Consider the following 17189-nt stretch of genomic DNA (forward strand, 5'->3'; position numbering starts at 1 on the left):
GACTTAGCGCCATAAAAAAACCAGGGCGCCTCTGAAATTGGCATTGGGAGATTGAAATGAGCACAACGGTAGTGGATCAAGGTCACGACCATTCACATGATCATGCACACGATCATGATCACTCGCATGAGCACGGCCATCCGCACGGCTGGCGTCGCTGGGTTTTCGCCACCAATCACAAGGACATCGGTACCTTGTACCTGTGGTTTTCGTTCACCATGCTGCTTTCTGGCGGTGTGCTGGCACTGTTGATCCGTACCGAACTATTCCAGCCGGGCTTGCAGTTTTTCCGGCCTGAATTTTTTAACCAGCTCACCACCATGCACGGTCTTATCATGGTGTTTGGTGCCATCATGCCGGCCTTTGTCGGCTTCGCGAACTGGATGATTCCGCTGCAGATCGGCGCCTCTGACATGGCGTTTGCGCGGATGAACAATTTTTCATTCTGGCTCTTGCCACCTGCTGCTCTGCTGCTTGCCACGTCATTTCTGGTGCCAGGTGGAGCGACTGCCGCTGGTTGGACCCTGTATGCACCGCTGTCGACACAGATGGGGCCAGGCATGGACATGGCGATTTTTGCCATGCACATCATGGGTGCCTCTTCGATCATGGGGTCGATTAACATCATCGTCACTATCCTGAACATGCGTGCACCTGGCATGACGCTGATGAAGATGCCGATGTTCTGCTGGACCTGGCTCATCACCGCGTACCTGCTGATCGCCGTCATGCCGGTACTGGCGGGAGCGATCACCATGACCCTCACGGACCGCCATTTCGGAACCTCTTTTTTCAATGCTGCCGGTGGTGGTGATCCGGTGATGTATCAGCATATTTTCTGGTTCTTCGGCCATCCCGAGGTCTACATCATGATCCTGCCGGCCTTCGGCATCATCTCGCAGATTATCCCGGCGTTTGCCCGCAAGCCTTTGTTTGGCTACGCATCGATGGTCTATGCGACCTCGTCGATTGCGATTCTGTCCTTTATTGTGTGGGCTCACCACATGTTCACCACCGGTATGCCAGTGACAGCGCAATTGTTCTTCATGTACGCCACCATGCTTATCGCGGTTCCAACCGGGGTCAAGGTATTCAACTGGATCGCCACCATGTGGCGTGGCTCGATGACCTTTGAAACGCCGATGCTATTTGCCATTGGCTTCATCTTCGTGTTCACCATGGGTGGCTTCACCGGATTGATTCTGGCGGTGACGCCGATTGATATCCAGATGCAGGATACCTACTACGTTGTGGCGCACTTTCACTATGTGCTGGTCGCTGGTTCATTGTTCGCGCTGTTCGCCGGATTCTATTATTGGGGACCAAAGTGGACGGGATTCATGTACAACGAAACACGCGGCAAGATTCATTTCTGGGCCTCGCTGGTGTTCTTCAACGTGACTTTCTTCCCGATGCACTTCCTCGGGCTGGCAGGGATGCCACGCCGTATTGCCGATTATCCTGCGCAATTCACTGACTTCAATATGCTTGCCTCGATTGGTGCATTCGGTTTTGGCCTGACTCAGGTCTACTTCCTGTTCTTCGTCGTGATTCCATCGATCAAGGGCGGCGTGAAGGCGGAAGCCAAGCCATGGGATGGTGCAGAAGGACTAGAGTGGACGGTGCCGAGTCCTGCGCCGTTCCATACCTTTGAAGTTCCACCTACCGTTCAATAAAAGGATCGGCAAGTCTCTTGCCGTTGAATGCCATGACAGATCGTAAAAAGCCGAACAATGTGCGCACTGGTTTGTTGTTGGGACTGGTTGCGTTGGGATTTTTTGTCGGTATATTCATCAACCGTTTGTTGGTGCACGGATGACTGAACGCAAGCAGGATGCTGGTGAACGTCGCCTCAATTTGCAGATGTTCGGCAAGTTGCTGGTGATTGCGGTCATGATGTTTGGCTTCGGATACGCGTTGATTCCGGTCTACAAAAAGATCTGTGAGGTTACCGGGGTCAACTTCCTCACGCCGAAGGATCAAACCGTGCAGGCGCCAAGCAACTCGCAGGTTGACATGACCCGTACGGTGACAATCGAGTTCGATGGCAACGCGCAGGGGCCTTGGCGTTTTCGTCCGACGGTGACCAGCATGACTGTCCATCCTGGTGAGATGAAGCAGGTGTTGTATGAGGTAGTCAATACGCAAGCCCGTACGGTTGATGCGCAGGCGATTCCGAGTTATGCGCCGCAACAGTCAGCTGCGTTTTTCAAGAAAATTGAATGTTTCTGTTTTTCCCAGCAAACCTTGGGGCCACATGAAGCCCGGCAGATGCCGGTCGTGTTTTACATTGATCCTGCCCTGCCCAAGGATGTAAAAACGATTACGCTCTCCTATACTTTTTTCGAGGTTGGCGGACAGGTCAAGCAAAGTAGCTGATGGCGTCAATGCAATCAGCCGTCGGTCGGATGCAGCGGAAAGTTGAGGATGAACGACCTATGAATGATTTGAAACAGGCAAGCCAGCGCAAGGGTTCTTTTATTGCGACGATGAAGGCCGTGTTCTGGTCGTTCTTCGGGGTACGCAAGCGCAGTGATTATGAAAGTGACGCCTCCAATCTTAACCCCGTGCATGTCTTGATTGCCGGTGTCATTGGTGCCGCGATCTTCGTGCTGGTGTTGTTGTTGATTGTGAAAATGGTCGTGGCGCATTGACTCCATGTTCAATGCGTAGGGGGGCGCAGTCTGATGACAGGATTGCGATAGCTTGAAATAACAGAAATCAAAAATCATAAAAATTCGAATTCCGTACTGGGAGATGAAGATGAGTTTTCAACACGCTAAGGCACCGTATTACTTTGTACCTGGCCCATCACAATGGCCGGTGCTTGCAGGCATGTCCTTGTTATGCACGATGATTGGCGCCTCGGCCTGGGTGAATGGCCATGTATGGGGGGCATTCTTTAATATTCTGGGTATCGTCTCGCTGCTGGCGGTGCTATATAAATGGTTTGGTCAGGCCATTCGAGAGTCCGAATCGGGGCAATATAACGACCGTATCGATGCGTCATTTCGCTGGAGCATGGGCTGGTTCATATTTTCGGAAGTGATGTTTTTTGCCGCATTTTTTGGTGCCTTGTTCTATGCACGCAGCATCACCATGCCTTGGTTGGCGGATCTTGATCACAAGGTTCTGTGGCCAGATTTTGCCGGGCACTGGGGTAGTGGTGGTCCGGCCGGCACCGTTGAGCCGTTTGAGACGATGGGGCCATTCCCGATTCCCACGATCAATACCGCGTTACTGTTGACCTCCGGTGTGACTCTGACGATTGCACATCATGCATTACGTGCCGGTCACCGCAACAAGACTGCGTTATGGCTGTTTGCGACGGTATTGCTGGGAGCGATATTCATCGGCTTTCAGGCGTTCGAATATACCCACGCTTACCATGAGCTCAATCTCAAACTGACGTCCGGTATTTATGGGTCGACCTTTTTCATGTTGACCGGTTTCCATGGTTTTCACGTGACGATGGGAGCGATCATGCTGTCGGTTGTGCTGTATCGTGTGTTGCGCGGCGACTTCACACCAGAACGTCATTTTGCATTTGAAGGCGCTGCCTGGTATTGGCACTTCGTGGATGTCGTCTGGCTAGGTTTGTATGTGGTGGTTTACTGGTTGTGACCAACACCAAAACAGCATTCGCAGGGATTCAACAAACCTGCCATCAGGCCGCACTTAGGTGCGGCTTTTTTTTAGGTTTGAAAAGCGCCTCAATGAATCCCTGTTGGTTGAATCAATCCAAAGTGATACGCAATCAATACCAATAGGAACAGTAAGACCGAAAATCCAACCCGGAAGGTCAGTGCATTGACAGTTCGGTTGCTCCTGCCTTTATCCCGCATCATGAACAGTAAAGCGAAAGCGAGGCTGCCAATGATGAGCAGGAAAGCGATGGCGACGATGATTTTCATGGAAAATAGAGCCCTCAGGAAGGCGTTGTCTCGTGATGGTTTGTTATTGATTTTTTGTTCGTAGCAGGAGCCGACGATTACCTAAGGTATAGCGTCTGAACGACGCTGCGGCAAGTGCTAGTTCATTGTAATGCCAATCGGAAGGAGATTCAGTTTGAAATTCGGTGGAAAATTCGGCGCAGGGTTCAGTTTTCAGGGGCGCTGGATCGCATTGGCGGCGACCTTGGTTGTTGCAATCAGTGGTGTCTTACTGGGGCAATGGCAAACACGTCGTGGCGACGAGAAGCAGGCAATCCAGGCAAGGATGAGCGAGCGCTCGAGTGCACCGGCAATGATCTTGGATGGCGCAGTGGATCACCTGGATCCCGCGCAAGGCGAATATCGACGTGTCCGGCTGCGCGGGCAGTTTCTACCCGACTGGACTGTGTATCTCGACAATCGTCCCTATCAGGGGCGGCCCGGGCTTTATGTCCTGACACCGTTTAAAATAGCGGGCACCAATAGTGCAGTGATCATTGAACGTGGCTGGATTTCACGCGATTTGAACGACCGCAGCAAATTGCCGGTGTTGCCTACCCCACAGGGTGAGTTGGAAATTGAGGGCGTGCTGCGTCTTGGTGTGGGTCATTTGCTGCAACTGGGTAGCCCGGAACCGATCCGTGCAGGGGCGATGCTGCAAAATCTGGATATCGCCGCTTTTGCCAACGTCAGTGGCATATCTCTGTTGGCATTCGTGATTGAGCAGCGCCCGGATGTACACAATTCCAGCGATGGTTTGGTCCGCGACTGGCCGCCAGCATCGCTGGGCATCGAACGTCATCGTGGCTATGCCGTCCAATGGTATGCACTGGCCCTGATGGCCATTATTTTCTTTGTTGTGACAGGATTTCGCAGTGGAAAAAAATAAGCAACCGCGCGTAGCAGCATCATCTACCTTGCCTTTGGCGCAGACGCCCGCAAGTCAGCGTTCCCGGGGGCGCTGGAAATTGTTCCTGGTGATTGCCATTTGCGCCGCACCGATGATTGCGTCCTATCTAACTTATTACGTGATCAAGCCACAAAGTCGTACCAATTACGGTGCCTTGATTGACCCGCAGCAGTATCCCTTGCCGCAACTGCATGGCAAGGGGCTTGATGGCAAGCCGGCCAGTCTTGAGGATTACAAGGGAAAATGGATCATGCTGCAGGTGGCTGGCAGTGATTGCGATACAGCATGTCAGTCTCGTCTTTTTACGATGCGACAACTGCGCCTGATGCAGGGCAAGGAGATGGATCGGATTGAAAGAGTCTGGTTGATTACTGACGATCAGCCATTGGAAACCTTGATCCTGCGCGAATATGACGGCACCGAAATGTTGCGCGTGGATGCCAGCGTACTCAGGATATGGTTGCCAACCGAGCCGGGGACGATGGCCTCGGATCACATCTACATCATTGATCCTCGCGGCAACCTGATGATGCGCTTCCCGAAAGATGGCGATCCCGACAAAATGAAAAAAGATATCGCCCGCTTACTGCGTGCTTCCAGCATAGGATAGCCAACATGTTGCCTCAACTCGCCCTGACCGGACTGCTGGTTGCGCTGATACCGCTGACGCTGGTCTGGGTCTCCAACGATTCCAACAAGTATCGTAAGTTGATCTGGATCACCTTGTTTCTTACCTTTGATCTGGTCATGTTTGGTGCATTCACGCGCCTGACCGATTCTGGGCTGGGATGTCCTGACTGGCCCGGCTGTTATGGTCACGCCAATCCTTTGCTGGCACATGCTTCCATTAGCGCCGCGCAGGAAGCGATGCCGACCGGACCAGTCACGCAAGGTAAAGCCTGGATTGAAATGATTCATCGTTATCTGGCCATGGCTGTTGGCGTCTTGATCATTGCGCAAGTCGTGATTGCCTGGTGGCGTTGGATCAAGTCGCAGCGACTCGAGCGTAAATTTCAGCCATGGTGGCCGACGGCACTTTTATTGCTGGTCTGCCTGCAGGGCGCATTCGGTGCCTGGACTGTCACGCTCAAGCTGCAGCCGGTAATTGTCACCACGCATTTGCTACTGGGTTTGAGTCTCCTGGCGATGCTTGCCTGGGTGGCAGCGCGCCAGACTGACCATACCCCAGTAGCATTGAGTGTCAGAATGTTGAAGGTTCCTGCGCTGCTGGGACTATCGCTGTTGGTAGTGCAAATAGCCTTGGGCGGTTGGGTCAGTACCAACTATGCGGCACTGGCTTGTACCGATTTTCCGTTGTGTCACGGAACCCTGGTACCCAACATGGATTTTGAAAACGGTTTCAGCCTGTGGCGACATCTTGGGAAAACGGCGGATGGTAATTACTTGCCTTTTCCTGCATTGACGGCAATTCACTGGGTGCATCGTTCATTTGCATTCATCGTAGCCACTTACCTCCTTGTTCTTGCGGCGTTGGCCCGACGTGACAATGGACTGCGGCAAACGGCCGGCTGGATACTGATTGTGATTTGCCTGCAATTGGCAACCGGCCTGTCGACCATCTATTTCAACTGGCCGTTGGCGATCGCGGTCGTGCACAATGGCGGTGCAGCCCTCATGCTGTTATTGCTGGTCATGTTAAACTACAAGCTGTGGCATGCGCCGCTGGCATCGGCATTCCCCCTGCCTGCTGGTGGCTTGTATCGCGTGCCAATCTCCTGATATGACCACATTGACTGTCCACACCAATCGACTGGCCCAGTACTGGGCCCTGACCAAGCCGCGGGTAACCCAACTCGCGGTTTTTTGTGCTGTTATCGGCATGTTCCTGTCCACCCCGGATTTGCCGGACTGGCGCCGCGTCGTGTTTGCTACGCTGGGAATCTGGCTTCTTGCAGGCGCTGCGTTTGCGATCAACTGTCTGGTCGAGCGTGAGATTGATTCGCGCATGGCGCGTACGGCGCGCCGTCCAATGGCACGCGGCGAGATTACGGTCGGGCAGACTTTGGTTTTCTCGAGTGTGATCGGTGGGTTGGGAATGTGGGTCTTGTACAGCCTGGTCAATCCGCTCACCATGTGGCTGACGTTCGCCACCTTTCTTGGCTATGCCATCATCTACACCATCATTCTCAAGCCTGCCACGCCACAGAACATTGTGATCGGTGGCCTTGCAGGCGCCATGCCGCCTGCACTGGGATGGGCTGCTATTGCCAATGATGTACCTATGCAGGCATGGATTCTGGTGCTCATCATCTTCATCTGGACACCTCCACATTTCTGGGCGCTGGCGCTATACCGTCGAGATGACTACGCCAAGTCGGGTTTGCCGATGCTGCCCATCACGCATGGTATGAAATTCACGCAACTACAGATTCTGCTGTATTCAATTGCCCTGTTTGCAACGACCATGCTGCCTTTCGCGGTCGGAATGAGTGGCTTGATCTATCTGGGATTTGCGATTGTGCTGGGAGCGATCTTCCTGCATTTTTCGTGGAAGATTTATCGCCATTACACCGATCTGATCGCCCGCAAGGCATTCGCCTATTCAATTATCTATTTATCGATCCTGTTTGCAGCATTGCTGCTGGATCACTATTTGCTGTTCAGGAGCTTTTGATGAAACGCTGGTATTCCTTTTTTGCTCTGGCACTTGCAGCGTTGCTGATGTTCTCCCTGGTTTCCTGCTCATCCGGCAGCAATGAAAAATTCATTAACACGGATGTCACCGGCCTCGATTACGCCAAGGACTTTGCGCTGACCGATCACAATGGCAAGCCACGTACCCTCGCAGATTTCAAGGGCAAGGTTGTCATCATGTTCTTCGGCTATACCCAATGCCCGGATGTTTGCCCAACGACCATGGCGGAGATGGCCAACGTGATGCAGGCACTGGGGCCACAGGCGGATCGGGTACAGGTCTTGTTCGTTACGGTCGATCCGGCGCGGGATACACCGCAGATTTTGTCGCAGTATGTACCAGCATTCGACAAACGCTTCCTCGGATTGTATGGCGACGATGCGGCAATTGCGAAGGTTGCCAAGGAATTCAAGGTCTTTTATCAGAAGGTGCCGGGCAAGACCCCCGGCACCTACACGATGGACCACACTGCGGGTAGCTACGTCTTCGATCCGCAAGGGCACATCCGGCTTTTCGTCAAGCATGGACAAGGTCCGGAGCCATTGGTACACGATCTGAAGATATTGCTGTCCTGAGACGGTATACAGAGGCACTACCGCTACTCAGTTGTTGACGATACAAACAAAAAGGCGCTCGTTGGAGCGCCTTTTTTACTTGAGAAGAGGTTCAGTAATGCATTATGAAAATGCCTGCAGAGAACCCTTCATCTTCTTCAGTGCAACGACTTCGATCTGACGAATACGTTCAGCCGACACGCCAAACTCATCTGCCAACTCGTGCAGCGTAGCGCCACTACCATCGTCATTGGCCAACCAACGGGCTTCTACGATCCGACGTGAGCGATCATCCAGTTTGCTCAGCGCGGCTTCCAGTCCTTCTGACTGCAGGCGATCATACTGACGTGCTTCGATTACCCGGGTCGGCTCGTTGTTGTCCGAAGACAGGTAGGCGATCGGTGCGAACTTGTCGTCTTCATCATCGGTTGGTGCTTCCAGTGCGATATCGCGACCGGAAAGACGGGTTTCCATTTCGATGACTTCTTCGCGCTTGACATCGAGTGTCTTGGCCAATGCATCGACCTGTGCCGGTGTCATGGCATCGAGACCTTCCTTGTGGCTGCGCAGATTAAAGAACAGTTTGCGTTGCGCCTTGGTGGTTGCTACTTTGACAAGGCGCCAGTTCTTCAATATGTATTCGTGCATTTCAGCCTTGATCCAGTGCATTGCATAGGACACCAGGCGCACATTCTGATCCGGGTTGAAGCGCTTGACTGCCTTCATCAGGCCGATATTGCCTTCTTGAATCAGATCGGCATGTGGCAAGCCGTAGCCCAGGTAACCACGTGCAATCGACACCACCAGACGCAGATGCGACAAGACCATTTTTTGTGCTGCAGCAAGGTCATTGTGATCGCGCAATCTGCGCGCCAGCGACATTTCTTCGTCGTGGGTCAGCATGGGCAAGCGGTTGACAGCCGAAATATAAGCGTCAAGATTGCCCAGGCTACCAGAGAACCCAAGCGCGAGCGCATTGGTTTCAACAGGCATAAGTGCGGTTTGTGTAGACGCTGATTTCATTGATTCTCCTTGTTCCTGAGTTCGGAAAGAAGCTTCACAAATGAAGCCCATTCCTTAATGTCGGAGTATTTCTATCGGGTATTCTAGCACTCCTTCATGGAGAGTGCTAATAACCAAATTTGAACGATCTGATAGCGGATACCTATGGTTGTTACTCTTGCAATTGCATTAAGTAAGGCATTTAGAGCCTAGTTTGGGCGCAAAGTTGCCTGCTTCAAGAAAGAAGCTGTAACAATTACTGCAGGGAAATTTAAATCTGCGATGGCGCTTCCTGAAGAGGCGCCATTACCCGCTAATAGTTGCCTGGGATAAGCCTCAGGCTAGCCTTGATAGATGGCGCTTAACCGACAGCATCGCGCCGATCAGGCCTAGTAGTGCGCTAACGCCGAGCAAAAATCCTGTGGCTGCCAGATTGGGTGGTGCCAGTCTGAATTCAGAGGCATACAGGCGCGCGAAGTCAGCAATCGCGATGTTCAGCGGTTGCAGTGCCAGTGCTACCAGCGCAAGCGCCAGCGCGCCTGCACATAAACCGAGTAGGGCGCCAGTGTAATAAAACGGCCGGTGAATGAAGGCATTGGTGGCACCCAGCAACCTGGATACCTCGATTTCCTCGTATTGCGTCATGACTTGTAGCCGGATCGTATTGAACACGACGGCGACCACTACCGCGCCCAGCGTAATGCCGAGAAACAGCAAGACCAGCCTCAGGATGCGCAGTAACGCAGCCAGACGTTTGACCCAGGCCGAGTCAATTTGTACTGAATCCACTTCCGGCATGGTCTTCAGTTCCTGCGCAATATTGTCAATGCGGCCTGCGTCCATGGCGTTTTCGAACCCTGACATCTTCAATACATAGCTGTCAGGGAGCGGATTTTCACCCAGCGTAGCCAATACGTCGCTCAGCCCGGTCTTGCTGCGGAGCGTGTCGAAGGCTCTTTCTCTGGGCATGAATTCGAGGCGTGCTGCGCTGCTGTTGTCTTTGAGGGTGGAGCGGATGGAATCTTCGAATGCGCGTGCTTTCTCCCGGCTCAGGTCCATTTTGAGAAAAACACTGATTTCTGGTTCAACCGCCAGCTGCTCGGATACCGGGCGCACGTTCTGCAATACGGTCAGCCCCGCAAAAGGCAGCGCCAGTGCGATCGAGACGACCAGTACATTGAGGATAAAGTTGCCGGGAGAGCGCATCAGGTGGGTAAAAGCATCGCCCAGCGCAAAGAAATGTTGGCGTAGCCAGTTCATGCCTGCTCCTCATCCGGGTAGCGCTCAGCGCCGCGCCAGCCGTCAACGATGCGGCCTCGGTCGAGATAGACGATCCGATCCGCTCCACTCAGGTATTGATCATCGTGGGTAGAAATCAGGCAGGTCACACCGACGCCATGAAACGACTTGAGTGCCGCCAGTACCTTGTTGGCGTTTTCCCGATCAAGGTTGGCTGTCGGTTCGTCAGCCAGAATGATTTGCGGCCGATTGACGATGGCACGTGCAATGGCGACCCGTTGTTGTTCACCCCCGGAGAGCTCCTGCGGCTCGGCGTTGGCCTTGTCGAGCAGATCGACCTTATCCAGTGCAGCGCGTGCACGCTTTTCAGCATCGGAGCGGGAGGCGCCGGTTACCACAAGCGGCAGCATGACGTTGGCCACGATGGTGCGATCCTGAAGCAGGCGCTGGTGTTGGAAAATCAATCCAAGATTACGCCGTAAATAAGGCATGGCCGACGGGCGTATCGTGTTGATACTGTGACCACTGACGGTGAGGGTGCCTCCGCTTGGTCGCTCGATCGCTGCGATCATCTTCAGGACAGTTGATTTGCCAGCGCCAGAAGGGCCTGCCAGAAACAGTAGCTCTCCTTTTGGGATGGACAAGGTAATGTCACGCAGTGCAAAGACATTGCGCGAATATTGTTTTGAGACCTTGGCAAATTCAATCATCGTTGGTTGTCTGCCTTTTTTCTTGTCAGTACGCTTGGGGCCGGAGGAACACCTTGGAATGCAGTACAAATCGCATCAGCTCAGCAAGGCGTCAACGAATTCTTCGGCGTTGAAAGCTTGCAAGTCATCAATTGTTTCACCGACGCCGATGAAATACAACGGTATCGGACGGGTTTTGGCAATTGCCGCCAGGATGCCGCCTTTGGCGGTGCCATCGAGCTTGGTCACAACCAGTCCAGTCAGTCCAAGCGCGTCGTCAAAGGCTTTGACCTGCGCCAATGCATTTTGGCCGGTATTGCCATCAATCACCAGCAGAACTTCATGCGGAGCAGAGTCCATGGCCTTGCCGATGACACGTTTGATTTTCTTGAGTTCGTCCATCAAGTGCAGCTGGGTGGGCAAGCGTCCGGCGGTGTCGACCATGACGACGTTGGTGCTGCGCGCTTGCGCCGAATGCACGGCATCAAACGCTACGGCGGCAGGATCGCCTGATTCCTGGGCAATCACGGTGATATTGTTGCGCTCACCCCAGATCGCCAGTTGTTCACGCGCGGCCGCACGGAAGGTATCGCCGGCTGCCAGTAGCACCGATTGATCATGCGCCTGCATATGCTTTGCCAGTTTACCGATGGTTGTTGTTTTACCCGCTCCGTTGACGCCTGCGATCATCATTACCAACGGTTGATGGCGACCCAATACCAAGGGTTTTTGTAGAGGGCGCAACAAATCAATCAGCAGTTGCCGGAGTGCCTGACGGACCTGATCCGCTTCGGTGAGCTTGTCATCACGGACTTTTTTCTTGAGTGCATCCAGCAGGAAATGCGTCGCTTCAACACCTGCATCAGACACCAGCAGCGCAGACTCCAGCTCTTCATAGAGCTCGTCACCGATTCTGGCACCAACGAACAGGGTGGTGAGATTGGTGGATGTCTTGGACAGGCCGCTCTTGAGGCGAGCTAGCCAGGAGCGCTTGGCTTCAGCCGAAGCCGGGGCGGCGGGAATAACTTCGCTCGCGGCTACTGCGGTTGAGACAACGCTTGAAACGGCCTCTGATGCCGTGTTCTCAACGTCGGTATTGGATCCTGCGGGCGGTACCGGTGCCGGCACTGTTTGCTTGGCGACGGTAGGTTCTGGCTGAGGTTTTTTCTTGAAAAAACTAAACATCGGTTGCTTGGATGGCTTTGTAATGGCTGTTGTACAGCGCTGTTCATCGGGCCAGACTGATTATGCAGTCCGGGATCGCAGGTCGGCTTTCCCAGCCTTGCTGTTCTTGGCTGGCAAGGAGCGTGATCAAGGTACAATTGGCCGGTTATCTGGTTGTATAAGCCCCTATCAGTGCGCATTAGCGCCCTGTGCAGGGCATTCTCACCGCATTTTCGCCGTACCCGCCGAGTCCCAGCATTCTAACAGAGCATCGCCAATGACATTGAAGATCAGAACAATCTTGCCGCGTTTCCTGTTGCTGACTTATTTGGTCACGCAAGCCGCGATGGGTCAAGCCCAATCGGCTGCGCAGGGCGCTGTGCAAGGGACTGAATTTGTCCTGGGAAATGGCATGAAAATCATCGTCAAGGAAGACCATCGTGCGCCGACGGCCGTTCACATGATCTGGTATAAGGTTGGCTCGATCGATGAAAGCAATGGCACCACAGGTGTTGCACATGCCTTGGAACATATGATGTTCAAGGGTACCAAGGTGCACAAAGTGGGCGATTTCAGTCGTTTGGTTGCCAAGTTGGGAGGGCGTGAAAATGCCTTCACCAATCGAGATTACACCGCCTATTTTCAGCAAGTGGAGCAAAGCAACCTGGAAGCGGTGATGGCGCTGGAAGCAGATCGTATGCGCAATTTGCAATTTGACAAGAGTGAGTTTGCCAAGGAAATCCGGGTAGTCATGGAAGAGCGCCGCTGGCGCACCGATGATCAGCCGCAAGGTCTGCTCAATGAGGCATTGGCCGCGAGTGCCTTTGTCGCGCATCCCTATCACCATCCGGTGATCGGCTGGATGGATGATCTGCAGCAGATGACCTTAGCTGATGTTGCCTCGTGGTATCAGCGCTGGTATGCCCCCAACAACGCCACCATGGTTGTTACTGGTGACGTCAGTGCGGCAAAGGTATTGGTACTGGCGCAGAAATATTTCGGTTCTATCCTTGCTCGCCCGATCATTCGTGGCAAGCCACAGAATGAGCCCGATCAACATGGCACGCGTCGTGTGATCGTCAAGACGCCTGCCGAAAACCCTTATGTGGTGCTGGCTTTCAAGGTCCCAACCTTGCGTGATGTGGAAAAGGACAACGACGTCTATGCTCTAGATGTACTTGCGGCGGTACTGGATGGTTATGACAATGCGCGACTCAACGAAAGTCTGGTGCGCACTGGCAAAATCGCCTCCAGTGTAAGTGCTGGATATGATGATTTCACACGTGGCCCGACCTTGTTTGCGCTGGAGGGCAGTCCAGTCAGCGGCGTCACTGTTGCGCAGCTGGAGGCAGCGTTACGGGCCGAAGTGGCGCGCATTGCCAGTGACGGGGTTTCGCAGCAAGAGCTACAACGTGTCAAAACGCAGTTGATTGCCAGCCAGGTGTACAAACGTGACTCTATCTTTGGACAGGCAATGGAAATCGGGGTGATGGAAATGGCAGGTATTTCCTACAAGAACGCCGATCGTATTGTTGAAAAGCTCAAGTCAGTGACTTCGGATCAGATACAGGCGGTTGCCCGGAAATACTTCGGGGACGATGCGTTGACGGTTGCAACCTTGTTACCTTTACCCTTATCGACGGCTCCCAAGAGGTTTGCTCCATTACCTGGGATGTTGCGTTGATGCCGTTGGTACGTGTGATGGGTGTGATGCGCTACTTTGATGGAGGATAGACATGCCGGTGATTGTCGTTGCCAACCCTAAAGGCGGTGTCGGGAAAAGTACGTTGTCTACCAATCTGGCCGGTTATTTTGCCAGCCGGGGGCATGCGGTGCTGCTGGGAGATATCGATCGCCAGCATTCGGCTCGTGCCTGGCTCGATTTGCGCCCGCTACAGGCTGCGCCGATCAGCACCTGGGAAATTAGTGAAGATTTCATTGCCCGACCACCCAAAGGTACCAGTCATGTGGTGCTTGATACACCGGCAGGCTTGCATGGCTGGCGCTTGAATGATGTACTCAAGATCGCTGACAAGGTTGTTGTGCCATTACAGCCGTCCCTGTTCGATATTCTGGCGACCCAGGATTTTTTGCGCCGACTGGCCGATGAGCGGGCTGTCAGAGAAGGGCAGATCGATGTTGGTATCGTCGGTATGCGGGTCGATGCTCGGACGCGATCGGCAGAGCAATTGCAGCGCTTCATTGATGGCTTGCAGTTGCCGTTACTGAGCCATTTACGCAATACCCAGAATTATGTGCAACTGGCAGCACATGGTCTGACTCTTTGGGATGTTGCTGCATCGCGGGTACAGCGTGATATCGAGCAATGGCAGCCGATCATTTCCTGGGTCAACGGGGCGTCGGTTGCTGCCGCGCACGTGACGACGAAAACTGCCACGCATGCGGCTGAAGTCAGCGGCTGAAATGTGTCGAGCGCGTTGCGAGATTTTTTAGAAATCGTTAAATGAAAAAACCGTCATACCACTTTGGTTCGTTTGCGCTTGCATTGCTGTTGAGTGCGCTGCCTCTGGCGGCTTGCGCGGCCTTACAGATCCAGTCATGGACCTTGAGTAATGGTGCGCGCGTCCTGTTTGTCGAAAATCATGCGATCGCAATGCTCGATGTGAGTATCGAATTTGATGCCGGTACGCGGCGTGATCCTGCGACCAAAGCGGGCACTGCTGCGCTCACCAATCTCATGCTCACTCGCGGTGTTGCCGCCAGCGGTGAGCAGCCTGCGCTCAATGAATCGCAGATCCTCGACGGTTTAGCCGACGTTGCAGCGCAGCGTGGTGACAGTGTCAGTCAAGATCGCGCCGGCATCACCTTGCGGACATTGTCCAGCCTCGCAGAGCGGCAAATAGCGTTGGACTTGCTTGCACGCTTGCTGGCGCAGCCAACTTTTCCGGTAGCGGCACTCGACCGTGACAAGGCGCGCACTATTGCACGGATCCGAGAAGCCCAGACCAAGCCTGAGGAAATCGCGTCCCGCGCATTCTGGTCAGCACTCTACGGAGATCATCCCTACGCGCACCAGCAAACAGCTGAATCCGTCGCCACCATTGAGCGCGAAGATCTGGTCGCTTTTCATCGCCAGCACTACGTTGCCAACCGTGCAGTGATCACCATGATCGGCGATATTACGCGCTCTGATGCGGATCAGATTGCTCAGCGTCTGACCGCGCAGCTTTCACAGGGGGCGGCATTGCCCGCCTTGCCTATAGTTGCCGTGGCAGCGGGCTCTGAGTTGCGCATTGCTCATCCTGCCTCGCAATCACATATTCTCATTGGCATGCCTGCATTGGTGCGTGGCGATCCGGATTTTTTTGCGCTGACGGTCGGTAATTACATCCTCGGTGGTGGCGGCTTTGTTTCCCGTCTGACTAGTGAGGTAAGGGAGAAGCGCGGGCTGACCTACAGTGTCTACAGTTATTTTTCGCCGTTGGCTCAACCTGGACCTTTCCAGATTGGTTTGCAAACCAAGCGGGAGCAAACTGATGAAGCGCTCGCCGTGGTTCGAAAGACCGTGGCTAGCTATCTGAAAAATGGTCCCACTGATGCCGAGCTGAAGGCTGCCAAGGATAATCTGACTGGTGGCTTTGCACTGCGCATCGACAATAATCGCAAGCTGCTTGATACCCTTGCCGTGATTGGCTTTTACCAGATGCCGCTGAATTATCTGGATACCTGGACCCGTAATATCAGCAAGGTCAGCATTGCGCAGATCAAGGCGGCTTTCCAGCGTAAGCTTGCATTCGGCAATCTGAATACGATCGTGGTCGGGCAAAGCGGTGCAGAAGCACAATCGAAATGAAATCAACGTCAGATCATTCATGAGCAGAACAGTCAGAAAATATGCCGCGCCAACTCCTGCGCCAGCGCGTGTGCTCCATCAGGTGCGCATCATCGGCGGTCAGTGGAAGAGAACGCCTTTGCCAGTGGTCGATGCAGAAGGTTTGCGTCCCACCCCGGACCGGGTCCGTGAAACGGTGTTCAACTGGATCACCCATTTGATTGATGGTGACTGGGGGACGCTTCGCTGTCTGGATCTGTTTGCAGGCACTGGAGCGCTCGGCTTCGAAACCGCCAGCCGAGGTGCCGCTAGCGTGGAAATGGTCGAACAGCATACGCCGGCAGTACGGCAGTTACAGATGAACAAGGATAAGCTGCAGGCGAATCAGGTCGAGATTTTGCGAGGTGACGCACTGGCATTGCTGCAAGGCATGCTCGGACGCAGCAGCGGTCAGCGCTATGACCTGATCTTTGCCGATCCGCCGTATCATCTGAACTGGTTGTCAAAGATCATGCCTTTGTGCCAACAATTGTTGGCGCCACAGGGATTGATGTACGTAGAATCCGAGTTTGCTCTGGATGGGGACGATGCACCTGAGTGGATGGCGGCATGGGAGATTGTCAGGGCTGATAAGGCAGGGATGGTGTTTTATCACTTATTGCGGCGCAAAAACATCGGCTAATTCAGGCATAATGCGCGTTCTGATTGCTTAGCTGGGAGGAGAGACCCTGATGGTAACAGCAGTTTATCCGGGAACATTCGATCCGCTGACGCGCGGCCATGAAGATCTGGTCCGCCGCGCTTCTGGATTGTTTGACAAGTTGGTGGTGGGGGTAGCGGACAGCAAAAACAAGAAGCCGTTTTTTTCCCTCGAAGAGCGTTTGTCGATTGCCAATGAAGTGCTGGGGCACTACCCCAATGTTCAGGTGGAAAGTTTTTCCGGCCTGCTCAAGGACTTCGTGCGGCAAAACAATGCTCGCGTGATTGTGCGCGGATTGCGTGCGGTGTCGGACTTTGAATATGAATTTCAGATGGCGGGTATGAACCGGTATCTGTTGCCGGACGTCGAAACCTTGTTTCTGACGCCCTCGGATCAATATCAATTCATTTCGGGCACCATCGTACGAGAGATTGCCTTGCTTGGCGGCGATGTCTCGAAATTTGTGTTTCCTTCAGTCGAAAAATGGCTCAAGGAAAAGATGGCCAAGTTGGATTTACAATAAAAATATTGCCCGTCGGCATGCTTCTTC

At 53.6% G+C, this 17189-nt stretch carries 19 protein-coding genes; 14 read left to right on the forward strand and 5 right to left on the reverse strand.

The genetic code is table 11. The features are described from left to right. Positions 1 to 56: 56 nt before the first annotated feature. The 4 genes from ctaD (at position 57) to FHW66_RS09180 (ending at position 3624) form a co-directional block, all read left to right on the forward strand. Positions 57 to 1676 carry a cytochrome c oxidase subunit I gene (ctaD, locus tag FHW66_RS09165; RefSeq protein ID WP_183379474.1) on the forward strand — a complete coding sequence of 540 codons (1620 nt, stop codon included), beginning with the start codon at positions 57 to 59 and terminating at the stop codon, positions 1674 to 1676. Between the two features lie 139 nt (positions 1677 to 1815). Beyond that, the gene (locus tag FHW66_RS09170; RefSeq protein ID WP_183379475.1) at positions 1816 to 2379 is read left to right on the forward strand and encodes a cytochrome c oxidase assembly protein; all 564 of its coding nucleotides are present in this window, start codon (positions 1816 to 1818) and stop codon (positions 2377 to 2379) included. 59 nt (positions 2380 to 2438) lie between these two features. Then, complete coding sequence (locus tag FHW66_RS09175; RefSeq protein ID WP_183379476.1) at positions 2439 to 2654, forward strand: DUF2970 domain-containing protein; 216 nt, start codon at positions 2439 to 2441, stop codon at positions 2652 to 2654. 109 nt (positions 2655 to 2763) lie between these two features. Next, a complete protein-coding gene (locus FHW66_RS09180) occupies positions 2764 to 3624 on the forward strand; it encodes a cytochrome c oxidase subunit 3 (RefSeq protein ID WP_183379477.1) in 861 nt (286 codons plus the stop codon). A gap of 89 nt (positions 3625 to 3713) precedes the next feature. Here the strand turns inward: FHW66_RS09180 and FHW66_RS09185 are convergent, their stop codons facing one another. Beyond that, positions 3714 to 3914: a twin transmembrane helix small protein gene (locus FHW66_RS09185; protein ID WP_183379478.1), complete on the reverse strand. Its 201-nt coding sequence runs from the start codon at positions 3912 to 3914 to the stop codon at positions 3714 to 3716. A gap of 154 nt (positions 3915 to 4068) precedes the next feature. On the opposite strand from FHW66_RS09185, the gene FHW66_RS09190 reads away from it, so the two are divergent. The 5 genes from FHW66_RS09190 to FHW66_RS09210 all read left to right on the forward strand — a co-directional run bounded on the left by FHW66_RS09190 (position 4069) and on the right by FHW66_RS09210 (position 8073). Then, complete coding sequence (locus tag FHW66_RS09190; RefSeq protein WP_255458895.1) at positions 4069 to 4821, forward strand: SURF1 family protein; 753 nt, start codon at positions 4069 to 4071, stop codon at positions 4819 to 4821. 112 nt (positions 4822 to 4933) lie between these two features. Continuing rightward, positions 4934 to 5452 (forward strand): cytochrome C oxidase subunit I, encoded by a 519-nt coding sequence (locus tag FHW66_RS09195; RefSeq protein ID WP_255458912.1) that lies wholly within the window; start codon positions 4934 to 4936, stop codon positions 5450 to 5452. 5 nt (positions 5453 to 5457) lie between these two features. Continuing rightward, positions 5458 to 6582 carry a heme A synthase gene (locus FHW66_RS09200; RefSeq protein ID WP_183379480.1) on the forward strand — a complete coding sequence of 375 codons (1125 nt, stop codon included), beginning with the start codon at positions 5458 to 5460 and terminating at the stop codon, positions 6580 to 6582. 1 nt (position 6583) lies between these two features. Further along, the gene (cyoE, locus tag FHW66_RS09205; protein ID WP_183379481.1) at positions 6584 to 7477 is read left to right on the forward strand and encodes a heme o synthase; all 894 of its coding nucleotides are present in this window, start codon (positions 6584 to 6586) and stop codon (positions 7475 to 7477) included. After that, positions 7477 to 8073 (forward strand): SCO family protein, encoded by a 597-nt coding sequence (locus FHW66_RS09210; RefSeq protein WP_183379482.1) that lies wholly within the window; start codon positions 7477 to 7479, stop codon positions 8071 to 8073. The genes cyoE and FHW66_RS09210 overlap by 1 nt, the downstream gene beginning before the upstream one ends. Positions 8074 to 8175: 102 nt before the next feature. Here FHW66_RS09210 and rpoH read toward each other — a convergent pair whose 3' ends face one another. The 4 genes from rpoH to ftsY form a co-directional block, all read right to left on the reverse strand. After that, on the reverse strand, positions 8176 to 9075 hold the full coding sequence (rpoH, locus tag FHW66_RS09215) for an RNA polymerase sigma factor RpoH (RefSeq protein ID WP_183379483.1): 900 nt from the start codon (positions 9073 to 9075) through the stop codon (positions 8176 to 8178). Between the two features lie 315 nt (positions 9076 to 9390). Then, positions 9391 to 10314: a permease-like cell division protein FtsX gene (gene ftsX / locus FHW66_RS09220; protein WP_183379484.1), complete on the reverse strand. Its 924-nt coding sequence runs from the start codon at positions 10312 to 10314 to the stop codon at positions 9391 to 9393. Further along, positions 10311 to 11003, reverse strand: a complete 693-nt coding sequence (locus FHW66_RS09225; RefSeq protein ID WP_183379485.1) for a cell division ATP-binding protein FtsE — start codon at positions 11001 to 11003, stop codon at positions 10311 to 10313. Before FHW66_RS09225 ends, ftsX begins: the two co-directional genes overlap by 4 nt. Positions 11004 to 11078: 75 nt before the next feature. Then, positions 11079 to 12167 (reverse strand): signal recognition particle-docking protein FtsY, encoded by a 1089-nt coding sequence (ftsY, locus tag FHW66_RS09230; protein ID WP_183379486.1) that lies wholly within the window; start codon positions 12165 to 12167, stop codon positions 11079 to 11081. Positions 12168 to 12423: 256 nt separating this feature from the next. Between ftsY and FHW66_RS09235 the strand changes: the two genes are divergently transcribed. From FHW66_RS09235 to coaD, 5 genes are read left to right on the forward strand one after another with little or no spacing between them, the layout of a single operon-like run. After that, positions 12424 to 13830, forward strand: coding sequence for a pitrilysin family protein (locus FHW66_RS09235; RefSeq protein WP_183379487.1), 1407 nt, complete (start codon positions 12424 to 12426; stop codon positions 13828 to 13830). 52 nt (positions 13831 to 13882) lie between these two features. Next, entirely contained in the window at positions 13883 to 14569 is a 687-nt protein-coding gene (locus FHW66_RS09240) for a ParA family protein (protein ID WP_183379488.1), read from the forward strand. 41 nt (positions 14570 to 14610) lie between these two features. Next, complete coding sequence (locus FHW66_RS09245) at positions 14611 to 15960, forward strand: pitrilysin family protein (protein WP_183379489.1); 1350 nt, start codon at positions 14611 to 14613, stop codon at positions 15958 to 15960. A gap of 19 nt (positions 15961 to 15979) precedes the next feature. Then, complete coding sequence (gene rsmD, locus FHW66_RS09250; RefSeq protein WP_183379490.1) at positions 15980 to 16621, forward strand: 16S rRNA (guanine(966)-N(2))-methyltransferase RsmD; 642 nt, start codon at positions 15980 to 15982, stop codon at positions 16619 to 16621. A 49-nt stretch (positions 16622 to 16670) separates the two neighbouring features. Continuing rightward, positions 16671 to 17162, forward strand: coding sequence for a pantetheine-phosphate adenylyltransferase (gene coaD / locus FHW66_RS09255; protein WP_183379491.1), 492 nt, complete (start codon positions 16671 to 16673; stop codon positions 17160 to 17162). The last annotated feature ends 27 nt before the right edge of the window (positions 17163 to 17189 follow it).

Origin of the sequence: Herbaspirillum sp. Sphag64 (assembly GCF_014192645.1) — a bacterium.
GTDB lineage: Bacteria > Pseudomonadota > Gammaproteobacteria > Burkholderiales > Burkholderiaceae_D > Herbaspirillum.